Origin of the sequence: Enterobacter cloacae subsp. cloacae ATCC 13047, assembly GCF_000025565.1 — a bacterium.
GTDB classification, from domain to species: Bacteria; Pseudomonadota; Gammaproteobacteria; order Enterobacterales; family Enterobacteriaceae; genus Enterobacter; species Enterobacter cloacae.
This window is the reverse complement of record NC_014121.1, coordinates 3,539,574-3,551,805: the sequence shown is the minus strand read 5'-3', so window position 1 is coordinate 3,551,805 and position 12,232 is coordinate 3,539,574. Positions and strand designations below refer to the sequence as shown.

The window sequence follows — 12,232 nt, the reverse complement described above, 5'->3', positions numbered from 1 at the left end:
CGATCCGGCTTTTTTTTATGCCGCCTGTTCAGCGGTCTGCTGTGCCTTCAGCCAGGCGATCTCTTCCGCCCAGATATCCGGATTGATGGTTTCCAGCACCATGGGGATACCATCGAAACGGGCGTCCTGCATGATAAAGCGGAACGCATCATGGCCAATATTACCTTCACCCAGGCTGTGGTGACGGTCTACGCGGCTGCCAAAGGCGCTTTTGGCATCGTTTAAGTGCATTCCGCGCAGATACTTAAAGCCCACCACGCGTTCGAACTCATCGAAGGTGTTTTTCGTGGCCTCGGTTGTACGCAGATCGTAACCGGCTGCAAACGCGTGACAGGTATCGATACATACGCCCACGCGGGATTTATCTTCCACGCCGTCAATGATGGCGGCCAGATGTTCAAACTTAAAGCCGAGGTTGCTGCCCTGACCGGCGGTATTCTCGATCACCGCGGTCACCCCCTGGGTTTTATCCAGCGTGATGTTAATGGACTCCGCAATGCGTGCCAGGCAGGCCTCTTCGTCTATTTGCATCAGATGGCTACCCGGATGGAAGTTCAGCAGCGTCAGCCCAAGCTGCTCGCAGCGCTGGACTTCATCCAGAAACGCTTCGCGGGACTTCTCCAGCGCTTCCTGAACCGGATGACCGAGGTTGATCAGATAGCTGTCGTGGGGAAGGATTTGACCCGGCCCGTAATGGTACTTCTCACAGGCGGCTTTGAAATCATCTATGACGTCAGCGGTAAGCGGCGCGGCGCGCCACTGGCGCTGGTTTTTGGTGAACAGGGCGAAAGCGGTCGCCTCAATTTCGGCGGCGCGAATGGCGGCATTCGCAAGGCCACCGGCAGCGCTGACGTGCGCTCCAACGTATTTCATAAAGGGACTCCTGTTAACCCGAAATGCGTATCATAACGGGTTAACAGGGGAAGGATGTAGTGGTTTATGCCATCAGGCTGTGAACCACGAGGTTAATCGCACCGCCACCCACAATCAGCCAGATGAAGAGCACCAGCGCCATCAGCAGCGGTTTCGCACCGGCTTTTTTCAGCGCGCTGACGTGCGTGGTCACCCCCAGCGCCGCCATCGCCATTGCCAGCAGCACGGTATCCAGCGTCACCAGCATATCGACCACCGCTTTTGGCAGCAGGTGGAAGGAGTTGAAAATCGCCACCACGATAAACAGGATCGCAAACCACGGTATGGTGATTTTACTCTTCTGATTACCACCCGCGGGCGCAAGCTGTTTCACGCGGGCGGCCAGGATAATCAGGAAGGGTGCCAGCATCATGACGCGCAGCATTTTAGCAATCACCGCAGCGTTTTCTGCTTCCGGGTTAATGGCATGACCCGCCGCCACGACCTGCGCCACTTCATGCATGGTTGAGCCAATGTAGATGCCATAGGTTTCCGGGCTAAACCAGTGGGCCACCAGCGGATACATGGCCGGGTAGAGGAAAATAGCCAGCGTACCGAAGATCACCACGGTCGCGACCGCCACCGTAACTTTGCTGGATTCCGCCTTGACCACAGGTTCGGTTGCCAGTACCGCCGCCGCACCGCAAATACTGCTCCCGGCACCGATCAGCCAGCTGGTCTGTTTATCCAGGCCAAAGATTTTCTGCCCGATAAAGCAGGCCAGTAAAAAGGTGCTGGTCAGGGTCAGGACATCAATGGCGATACCGCTAATGCCGACATCCGCAATCTGTGAAAAGGTGAGGCGAAAGCCGTAAAGAATGATCCCGAGGCGCAGCAGATGCTGCTTGGCAAAAATAACGCCGCCATCACAGGATTTCCAGATGTGCGGGTAAACGGTGTTACCCACGACCATGCCGAGCAGGATCGCCAGCGTTAAGGCGCTAAAACCGGCACCGGCGACGGCGGGAATGCTGCCGCCCCATAATGCCACTCCGGTGACGACCGCGCTGAGCGCAAGACCCGGCACGAAGTGCCACAATGTACGATGATGCTGTAAGGTGATTTCTGACATAACCTTCTCCTTTGTCTGGCTAAAGGTTACGGCGCGCTGGTTTAAAAATAAAATTGATTATATACTTATAATCAATCTATATAAGTGGTAAGCAACCATGCACATTACTTTGCGTCAGCTGGAAGTTTTTGCCGAAGTGCTGAAAAGCGGGTCGACGACCCAGGCCTCGCAGATGCTTTCGCTTTCCCAGTCTGCGGTCAGCGCCGCGTTAACCGATCTTGAGGGCCAGTTGGGCGTGCAGCTCTTCGACAGGGTAGGGAAGCGGCTGGTGGTTAACGAACATGGCCGCCTGCTTTATCCCCGCGCGCTGGCGCTGCTGGAACAGGCAACGGAAATTGAACAACTCTTCCGGGAAGAGAACGGTGCCATCCGCGTGTATGCCAGCAGTACCATTGGGAACTATATCTTGCCGGAAGTGATTGCCCGCTATCGCCGGGATTTCCCGACCCTGCCTCTGGAGATGAGCGTGGGGAACAGTCAGGATGTGATTAACGCGGTAATCGATTTTCGCGTGGATATCGGTCTTATCGAAGGGCCGTGCCATAACGTCGATATTATTGCGGAACCCTGGCTGGAAGATGAGCTGGTGGTCTTCGCCTCACCCGCCTCGTCGTTATTGCAGGGTGAAGTAACCCTGGAACGTCTGGCACAGGCGCAGTGGATCCTGCGTGAGCAGGGCTCCGGCACGCGGGAAATTGTTGATTATCTGCTGCTCTCCCATTTGCCGCATTTCCAGCTGGGGATGGAGTTGGGCAACTCAGAGGCGATCAAGCATGCGGTGCGACATGGCCTTGGGATCAGCTGCCTTTCACGACGGGTCATTATTGAACAGCTTGAGGCCGGAACGCTGGTTGAAGTTCCGCTTCCGCTGCCCAAACTGGTGCGCACGTTGTGGTGTATTCACCATCGTCAGAAACACCTTTCCAGCTCGCTGCAGCGTTTTCTGCGCTATTGCGCCATATAAAAGCGCCCCTCACCCCAATGGGGAGAGGGAAAAATTATGCTTTACTTATAATCCTGGCCGAGTCATGAAGCTCTCTTATAACTCAGTATTTCTGCCGGAAGGAACGCGGATCGTCTGCTACAATCGCGCCTCATTTATTAGATGGACAGCATTTTCACATGGTTTCAGAAACTAAAACCACAGAAGCGCCCGCGCTACGCCGCGAACTCAAGGCGCGTCACCTGACGATGATCGCCATCGGCGGCTCAATCGGTACAGGTCTTTTCGTTGCCTCCGGGGCAACCATTTCGGCAGCTGGCCCGGGTGGGGCACTTTTCTCTTACATCCTGATTGGCCTGATGGTCTACTTCCTGATGACCAGCCTGGGCGAACTGGCCGCGTATATGCCGGTATCCGGTTCGTTTTCGACCTACGGTCAGAAATACGTTGAAGAAGGCTTTGGCTTCGCGCTGGGCTGGAACTACTGGTACAACTGGGCGGTCACCATCGCCGTTGACCTTGTCGCCGCACAGCTGGTTATGACCTGGTGGTTCCCGGACACGCCAGGCTGGATCTGGAGTGCGCTGTTCCTCGCGGTCATCTTCCTGCTCAACTACATCTCCGTTCGCGGCTTTGGCGAAGCGGAATACTGGTTCTCTTTGATCAAAGTGGCAACCGTCATCATCTTTATCGTCGTCGGTGTGGCGATGATCGTTGGTATTTTCAAAGGGGCGGAACCGGCCGGGTGGAGCAACTGGACGATTGGCGATGCGCCGTTTGCCGGTGGTTTCTCGGCGATGATTGGCGTGGCGATGATTGTTGGCTTCTCTTTCCAGGGCACCGAGCTGATTGGTATTGCTGCCGGTGAGTCTGAAAACCCGGAGAAGAACATTCCGCGCGCGGTGCGTCAGGTATTCTGGCGTATTCTGCTGTTCTATGTGTTCGCGATCCTGATTATCAGCCTGATTATCCCGTACACTGACCCAAGCCTGCTGCGAAACGATGTCAAAGACATCAGCGTCAGCCCGTTCACGCTGGTCTTCCAGCATGCCGGTCTGCTCTCTGCGGCGGCGGTGATGAACGCCGTTATCCTGACAGCGGTGCTGTCTGCGGGTAACTCCGGTATGTACGCCTCAACCCGTATGCTCTATACCCTGGCCTGTGACGGTAAAGCGCCGCGTATTTTCGCAAAACTGTCTCGTGGTGGTGTGCCGCGTAACGCACTGTATGCCACAACGGTCATTGCTGGTCTGTGCTTCCTGACCTCCATGTTCGGTAACCAGACGGTCTACCTGTGGCTGCTCAACACCTCTGGTATGACGGGCTTTATTGCCTGGCTGGGGATTGCCATCAGTCACTACCGCTTCCGTCGCGGCTATGTGATGCAGGGACACGATCTGAACAACCTGCCGTACCGTTCCGGGTTCTTCCCGCTGGGGCCGATTTTCGCCTTCATTCTGTGTCTGATTATCACCCTGGGCCAGAACTATGAAGCGTTCCTGGCGGACACCATTGACTGGGGCGCCGTAACGGCCACCTACATTGGTATTCCGCTGTTCCTGGTGATCTGGTTTGGTTACAAGCTGATGAAAGGAACGCACTTCGTTCGCTACAGTGAAATGGAATTCCCTGAACGATTTAACAAATAAACCGCACTTCCTCTCTTTTAGCCCGCTCATTTGAGCGGGCTTTTTTATCTCCACATTATGCAGAACGGATATAATTTTTAACAATTTAATTGATAATAATAATCGTTTGCTTTATCATTACGTCAAAATAAGCAGACCACCGACCCGCCGGAGATGCGGGCGGAGCAAAAGGCATTGTGGGCAATAATCTTTTGATTTAGTTGTATTTACCTCATGGAGATATGGAATGTTTAGGTTGAATCCCTTCGTCAGGGGAGGACTCTGTGCGTCCGCAATGTCCCTGGCACTGCCTGTCATCGCTGCGGAATCCAGCGACACACTGGTTGTCACGGCGTCAGCGACTGAGCAAAACCTGAAGGACGCGCCGGCGAGCATCAGCGTCATCACCCAGGAAGACCTGCAGCGTAAACCCGTTCAGAACCTGAAAGATGTGTTGCAGGACGTACCGGGCGTGCAGCTCACTAATGAAGGGGACAACCGTAAAGGGGTAAGTATTCGCGGTCTGGACAGCAGCTATACGCTGATCCTGATCGACGGTAAGCGTGTTAACTCCCGCAACGCCGTCTTCCGCCATAACGATTTCGATCTGAACTGGGTTCCGGTCGATGCGATCGAGCGGATCGAAGTGGTGCGCGGGCCAATGTCCTCGCTCTACGGTTCAGATGCACTGGGCGGCGTGGTGAATATCATCACCAAAAAAATCGGTCAGAAGTGGACGGGCACCCTGAGCGCCGACTCCACCATTCAGGAACACCGCGATCGCGGGGACACCAACAACGGCCAGTTCTACACCAGCGGCCCGCTGGTGGATGGCGTGCTGGGGCTGAAGGCCTACGGCAGCGTGTCTAAGCGTGCAAAAGACAAACAGCAAGAATCGTCTACCACAACGAGCGGTGAAACGCCGCGCATTGAGGGCTTCACCAGCCGCGATGCCAACGTGGAATTCGCCTGGACGCCGACGGAAGATCATGACTTTACCGCAGGCTATGGTTTCGACCGCCAGGATCGTGATTCCGATTCCCTCGATAAAAATCGCCTTGAGCGCCAGAACTACTCCGTGAGCCACAACGGCCGATGGGGGACAGGCAACAGCGAACTAAAAGTTTACGGCGAAAAGGTGGACAACAAAAACCCGGGTAACAGCCATACCATCACTTCCGAGAGCAACGCCGTTGATGGTAAATACGTGCTGCCGCTGGGTGAAATCAATCAGCTGCTGACCTTCGGCGGCGAATGGCGTCACGACAAGCTGAAAGATCCGGTAAACCTGACCGGCGGCTCCGGCAGCGCGACCTCTACCAGCCAGTATGCTCTCTTCCTTGAAGATGAATGGCGGATATTTGAACCGCTGGCGCTGACTACCGGCATCCGTATGGACGACCACGACACCTACGGCGATCACTGGAGTCCGCGAGCGTATCTGGTCTATAACGCGACCGATACCGTCACGGTGAAAGGGGGCTGGGCAACCGCGTTTAAAGCGCCATCCCTGCTGCAACTGAGTCCGGACTGGATCACCGGATCGTGTCGCGGTGCGTGCGAGATTGTCGGTAACCCGAACCTGAAACCGGAAACCAGCGAAAGCTTTGAACTCGGGCTGTACTACAGCGGGGAAGAGGGATGGTTAGAGGGCGTGCAGGCCAGCATTACCACCTTCCAGAACAATGTTGATGACCGTATCAGCATCAGCCGTACGGCGAACGTTAACCAGGCTAAGAGCTACCCGAACTACGTGGGGCTGAATGCTGACGGTGAACCGATCTTCCGCTATTACAACGTCAACAAGGCGCGTATTCGTGGTGTGGAAACCGAGCTGAAGATCCCGGTGGCTGAAGACTGGAAGCTGACGCTGAACTATACCTACAACGACGGGCGTGATATCAGCAACGGCGGCAACAAACCGCTGTCCGAACTGCCGTTCCATACCGCCAACGGTACCGTGGACTGGAAGGCGACGCAGGACTGGTCGTTCTACGTCCAGGGCCACTACACCGGCGAGAAACGTGCGTTAACCAGCGCAGACGCAACGCCGGGCGGCTATGTCATCTGGAATACCGGCGCGGCATGGCAGGCAACGAAAAGCGTGAAGCTGCGCGCGGGCGTGCAGAACTTGCTGGATAAAGATCTGAGCCGCGACGATTACAGCTACACGGAAGATGGCCGCCGCTACTTTGTGGGTGTGGATTATAAGTTCTGATGTGGTTTTCATGCCCGGTGGCGCTTCGCTTACCGGGCAAAAAAGACCGCACTTACCCGAACAAATGCTCCGCATGGAAGCGGAGGTGATCCTCAATAAAGGATGCAATGAAATAGTAGCTGTGGTCATATCCGGGCTGAATACGCAGCGTCAGCGGCCAGTCTTTCTGACGTGCGGCTTCAGCCAGCACGGCGGGCTGTAGCTGTCCGGCCAGGAACTGATCCGCATCACCTTGATCGACAAGCGTCGGGATCGCATTTCCAGGCTGGCTCGCCAGCATCAGGGCACAGCTGTCCCACTCCTGCCAGCGTTGTGCGTCATCGCCCAGATAGTTCGTAAAGGCTTTCTGCCCCCACGGTACCTGGGTGGGGTTTACAATTGGCGCAAACGCGGAAACGCTGGTGTATCTGCCAGGATTTTTTAGCGCCATGATCAACGCGCCGTGCCCACCCATGGAATGCCCGCTGATGGCACACCGGTTGCTTACTGCAAACTCACGCTGTATCAGGGCTGGCAGCTCGTCGGCAATATAGTCGTACATGCGGTAATGGCTCGCCCACGGCTGCTCTGTGGCGTTCAGATAGAACCCGGCCCCTTTGCCCAGATCATATCCGGCATCGTCCGCCACCTCATCGCCACGCGGGCTGGTGTCTGGCATCACCAGGGCGATACCCAGCTCGGCCGCCACACGCTGCGCGCCCGCTTTGGTGGTGAAATTCTCATCGTTACAGGTTAATCCCGAGAGCCAGAACAGAACCGGGGGCTTAGCACCCTCTTCAGTGGGCGGTAGGAAAATGCTGAACGTCATGGCACAGTTCAGGACAGTGGAGTCGTGGCGCCAGCGCTGCTGTCGACCTTCAAAACAACGATGCTCTTCGAGCAGTTCCATGCAGGGCTCCTTAATGCGAATTGCTATTCATTCAACCCATAATACAGAGTTTTCATTTACCTGTGAGCAACTTTCACTTTCGCAAGACTGCGAGATCCTGCATCATAAATTTACTTTTTATTAACAACTGGAGCGGTCATGGCGCTGCGAATTGCGCTCAGTGGATTTGTGGTTCTGGTGGTAGCGATGGGAATTGGGCGCTTCGCGTTTACCCCTCAGGTGCCGCTGATGATTGCCGCCGGGCAACTCACGCTCACCAGCGCAGGTCTGGTGGCGGCGATGAACTATCTGGGCTATCTGGTGGGCGCATGGGATGCGATGCGCGCCCATCGCTTCGTTGAAACCCGCCTTTGGCTGGGTATTACTGGCGCTGTGGCGCTGACGCTGCTTTCCGCCGCAGCGGATAACGCGCTGGTACATGGTCTGCTGCGCTTTGTGATTGGCTGCATGAGCGGCTGGTCGATGGTGCTGATTGCCGCCTGGACCAACGAGCGGCTGGGGCAACTGGGTAAACCGGGTTTGAGCGCGGCCGTGTTTGCCGGGCCGGGCGCAGGTATCGCCCTGAGCGGACTGCTTGCGGTCTATATTCACGCAAAAGCGTTGTCGGCCGGGGCCGCATGGCAGATTTACGGCGTGCTGGCGCTGGTGCTTATCGCACTGGTTGCCCGCTATTTACCGCGTGCCGGGCAACTGCACCGGCCGGGCAGCGCGCCTGAACCCCTTATTCTGACGAAAGATTTGAAGTGCCTGGTCTGGAGCTACAGCCTGGCCGGATTTGGCTACATCCTGCCTGCAACATTTTTATCACAAATGGCGGCCGTGCGTTTTCCCGGCAGCCTGTTTGCACAGTTTGTCTGGCCGATATTTGGCGCTGCCGCTGTTGTGGGCATCGTGCTCAGTATCGTTTTGCGTCACACCTCTACCTCGAACCGCAGGCTGGCTATCGTGCTGTGGTTACAGGGGGCGGGTGTGCTGGCGGCGTGGCTACTGCCGGGAATTGGCGGCTTGCTGACGGGCGGCCTGCTGGTCGGCGGCGGATTCCTGTGTGCCGTTCAGCTCTCTTTACTCTACGGGCGCGAGCTGGCACCCGAACATACCCGCTATATGGCGGGGCTACTGACTACCGGTTATGCCATTGGACAGCTGGTGGGGCCGATGACCTCGGCGTTATCCACCTGGCTTACCCACAAGCTTGAGCCTGCGCTGGGGCTGGCGGGCATTGCGCTGTTCATTGCGGGCGCGCTGGTGTGGAACCGTCAGGCCGAAAGGCAGCAGCAATTGCAATAATTATCGTCGTGAATACTGGATTATGTGCGCGGCCTCACGCACAATGAGCGCACACTTTTGCCACAACGAGGGCAAAAGACGCCACACCTGCAGGAGAAAAGAATGTCATCACTCAGTAAAGAAGCGGCCCTTGTCCACGAAGCCCTGGTTGCGCGCGGTCTTGAAACGCCACTGCGTCCACCCGTTCAGGAAGTGGATAATGAAACCCGTAAACGTCTGATTGCCGGGCACATGACCGAGATCATGCAACTGCTGAATCTCGATCTGAGCGACGACAGTCTGATGGAAACGCCGCATCGCATCGCAAAAATGTATGTCGACGAAATTTTCTCCGGCCTGGACTACGCCAACTTCCCGAAAATCACCGTCATTGAAAACAAAATGAAGGTGGATGAGATGGTGACGGTGCGCGATATCACGCTGACCAGCACCTGCGAGCACCACTTCGTGACCATCGACGGTAAAGCGACCGTGGCTTACATTCCAAAAGATACGGTGATTGGTCTGTCCAAAATCAACCGTATCGTGCAGTTCTTTGCCCAACGCCCACAGGTGCAGGAGCGTCTGACGCAGCAGATCCTGACTGCGCTGCAAACGCTGCTGGGCACCAATAACGTCGCGGTCTCCATTGACGCGGTTCACTACTGCGTGAAGGCGCGCGGTGTACGTGATGCCACCAGTGCGACCACCACCACGTCGCTGGGCGGTCTGTTTAAATCCAGCCAGAACACCCGCCAGGAGTTCCTGCGCGCCGTGCGTCACCACAACTAATCAGACAGGGCAGGGACCATGGAGCGAAACGTCACGCTCGATTTTGTTCGCGGCGTCGCCATTCTCGGTATCCTGCTGCTTAATATCAGCGCCTTCGGTCTGCCGAAGGCCGCTTATCTCAACCCCGCCTGGTATGGCGAGATCACCCGTCGCGATGCCTGGACGTGGGCAATCCTCGATCTCTTTGCTCAGGTGAAATTCCTCACCCTCTTTGCGCTGCTGTTTGGCGCCGGTCTGCAACTCCTGCTCAAACGCGGCACCCGCTGGATCCAGTCACGTCTGACCCTGCTGGTGCTCCTTGGCTTTATTCACGGCCTGTTCTTCTGGGACGGTGATATTCTTCTCGCCTATGGATTAGTCGGGCTGATTTGCTGGCGACTCATCCGTGATGCGCATAGCGTCAAAAGCCTGTTTAACACCGGCGTGATGCTTTATGTCATGGGGCTTGGCGTGCTGCTGTTGCTGGGTATGATCGCCGGCGACGCAACAAGCCGCTCATGGATACCGGACGCCGCCAACCTGCAGTATGAGCAGTTCTGGAAGCTAAAAGGCGGCGCGGAAGCGATAAGCAATCGCGCGGATATGCTGGGCGATAACCTGCTGGCACTGGGAGCGCAATACGGCTGGCAGCTGGCGGGGATGATGCTGATGGGCGCATCCCTGATGCGCACCGGCTGGCTGAAAGGGGAATTTAGCCTGCGCCACTATCGTCGCACAGGCGTCTTGCTGGTGCTGCTGGGCGTGGCGATCAATCTTCCGGCGGTGATTGCGCAGTGGCATCTACACTGGGATTACCGCTGGTGCGCTTTCCTGCTGCAGGTTCCGCGCGAGCTCGGTGCCCCGTTCCAGACCATCGGCTACGCCGCGCTCATCTATGGCTTCTGGCCGCAGCTCTCCCGCCTCTGGATTGTCAGTGCCGTGGCCTGCGTTGGCCGCATGGCGTTAAGCAATTACATTCTGCAGACCCTCATCTGCACCACGCTGTTCTATCGATTCGGCCTGTTTATGAAATTCGACCGCCTTACGCTGGTGGCGTTTGTTCTTCCGGTCTGGACGATAAACCTGGCGTTTTCAGTTATCTGGCTGCGGTATTTCCGCCAGGGGCCCCTGGAGTGGGGGTGGCGTCAGTTAACCGCAAAAGCGTCAGGTGTTTCATTGAATAATACATCCAGATAACGATCTGGATCACAATCATTAACAAAATGGATGTAACCGTTTTCATCAGTGTGACCTTCTTCACGTAGTCCCCTTTCTCTCGCTGCCAAAATAGCCACCTTGCTAAACACAGGGGGTGTCTGTGAGTTGCTGCAATCCTTTTAAGGATGGTGAATATGATCACCATTCGTGACGTCGCCCGTCAGGCGGGCGTTTCTGTGGCCACCGTCTCTCGCGTGCTGAACAACAGCGCGCTGGTCAGCCCTGAAACCCGTGAAACCGTAATGAAAGCCGTGACCCAACTGGGTTACCGCCCCAATGCTAACGCGCAGGCGCTGGCTACGCAGGTCAGTGACACCATTGGCGTGGTAGTGATGGACGTGTCGGATGCGTTTTTTGGCGCGCTGGTGAAAGCGGTGGACGTTGTCGCCCAGCAGCACCAAAAGTATGTGCTGATCGGCAACAGCTATCATGAAGCAGTAAAAGAGCGCTATGCCATCGAAGTGCTGATCCGCCAGCGTTGTAACGCGCTGATTGTGCATTCAAAAGCCCTGAGTGATGAGGAACTTGCCGGATTTATGGAGCAAATCCCCGGCATGGTGCTCATCAACCGGATTGTGCCCGGCTATGCCCACCGTTGCGTGGGGCTGGATAACGTGAGTGGCGCCATGATGGCCACGCGCATGCTGATTAATAACGGGCACCAGCGAATCGGTTATCTGGCCTCCAGCCACGCGATTGAGGACGACGAACTGCGTCGCGAAGGCTGGCAAAATGCTCTGAAAGAACACGGCATTGCGCCTGCTGAAAGCTGGGTAGGCACCGGTACCCCGGACATGCAGGGAGGGGAGGCTGCGATGGTCGAGCTGCTGGGCCGTAACCTGCAGCTCTCCGCGGTGTTTGCCTACAACGACAGCATGGCTGCCGGAGCACTGACGGCGTTAAAAGATAACGGCATTGCGGTGCCACAGCATTTGTCGTTGATCGGTTTTGACGATATTCCCATTGCCCGTTACACCGACCCGCAGCTGACAACGGTACGCTATCCCATTGTCTCGATGGCCAAACTGGCGACTGAGCTGGCGTTACAGGGCGCGGCAGGGCTGCTTGATACGGGAGCAACACACTGTTTCATGCCGACATTAGTGCGCCGCCATTCGGTCTCTGCCCGGCAAATTGTGGTTCCGATCACTAACTGATAAAGCCAGCTGATGTAACCGTTTTCAATCTGTGAGTAAATTCACAGTATCTTAACAAGGCGCTGACTATGATGTCAGCGTTTTAGGGGCTGAAACGCTATGTAACAGTGATTATTCACTTTCACTATAGCCAACGTGCCGCAAACAACGAATAAAAC

The 12,232-nt window shown here is 56.1% G+C and carries 10 protein-coding genes; 7 read left to right on the top strand and 3 right to left on the bottom strand.

Annotation, left to right across the window (positions count from 1 at the left end; genetic code table 11):
* Positions 1 to 15: 15 nt before the first annotated feature.
* Together nfo and ECL_RS17165 are read right to left on the bottom strand one after the other, a co-directional pair.
* Positions 16 to 873 (bottom strand): deoxyribonuclease IV, encoded by an 858-nt coding sequence (nfo, locus tag ECL_RS17170; protein ID WP_013097964.1) that lies wholly within the window; start codon positions 871 to 873, stop codon positions 16 to 18.
* Positions 874 to 937: 64 nt separating this feature from the next.
* Positions 938 to 1,984 (bottom strand): YeiH family protein, encoded by a 1,047-nt coding sequence (locus tag ECL_RS17165; protein ID WP_013097963.1) that lies wholly within the window; start codon positions 1,982 to 1,984, stop codon positions 938 to 940.
* A gap of 97 nt (positions 1,985 to 2,081) precedes the next feature.
* Here ECL_RS17165 and yieE point away from each other — a divergent pair, with 97 nt between their 5' ends.
* From yieE to cirA, 3 genes are all read left to right on the top strand, one after another.
* Entirely contained in the window at positions 2,082 to 2,948 is an 867-nt protein-coding gene (gene yieE / locus ECL_RS17160) for a DNA-binding transcriptional regulator YeiE (RefSeq protein WP_013097962.1), read from the top strand.
* 158 nt (positions 2,949 to 3,106) lie between these two features.
* Positions 3,107 to 4,576, top strand: a complete 1,470-nt coding sequence (locus tag ECL_RS17155; protein ID WP_013097961.1) for an amino acid permease — start codon at positions 3,107 to 3,109, stop codon at positions 4,574 to 4,576.
* 226 nt (positions 4,577 to 4,802) lie between these two features.
* Positions 4,803 to 6,773 carry a catecholate siderophore receptor CirA gene (cirA, locus tag ECL_RS17150; protein WP_044158044.1) on the top strand — a complete coding sequence of 657 codons (1,971 nt, stop codon included), beginning with the start codon at positions 4,803 to 4,805 and terminating at the stop codon, positions 6,771 to 6,773.
* A gap of 52 nt (positions 6,774 to 6,825) precedes the next feature.
* On the opposite strand, the gene fghA is transcribed toward cirA, so the two are convergent.
* Complete coding sequence (gene fghA, locus ECL_RS17145; protein ID WP_013097959.1) at positions 6,826 to 7,662, bottom strand: S-formylglutathione hydrolase; 837 nt, start codon at positions 7,660 to 7,662, stop codon at positions 6,826 to 6,828.
* A gap of 138 nt (positions 7,663 to 7,800) precedes the next feature.
* Between fghA and ECL_RS17140 the strand changes: the two genes are divergently transcribed.
* From ECL_RS17140 to galS, 4 genes are all read left to right on the top strand, one after another.
* Positions 7,801 to 8,949, top strand: a complete 1,149-nt coding sequence (locus ECL_RS17140; RefSeq protein WP_013097958.1) for a YbfB/YjiJ family MFS transporter — start codon at positions 7,801 to 7,803, stop codon at positions 8,947 to 8,949.
* Between the two features lie 102 nt (positions 8,950 to 9,051).
* Complete coding sequence (gene folE, locus ECL_RS17135) at positions 9,052 to 9,720, top strand: GTP cyclohydrolase I FolE (protein WP_013097957.1); 669 nt, start codon at positions 9,052 to 9,054, stop codon at positions 9,718 to 9,720.
* Between the two features lie 18 nt (positions 9,721 to 9,738).
* Positions 9,739 to 10,896 (top strand): DUF418 domain-containing protein YeiB, encoded by a 1,158-nt coding sequence (gene yeiB, locus ECL_RS17130; protein WP_013097956.1) that lies wholly within the window; start codon positions 9,739 to 9,741, stop codon positions 10,894 to 10,896.
* Between the two features lie 155 nt (positions 10,897 to 11,051).
* Entirely contained in the window at positions 11,052 to 12,074 is a 1,023-nt protein-coding gene (gene galS, locus ECL_RS17125; RefSeq protein ID WP_013097955.1) for an HTH-type transcriptional regulator GalS, read from the top strand.
* Positions 12,075 to 12,232 lie beyond the last annotated feature (158 nt).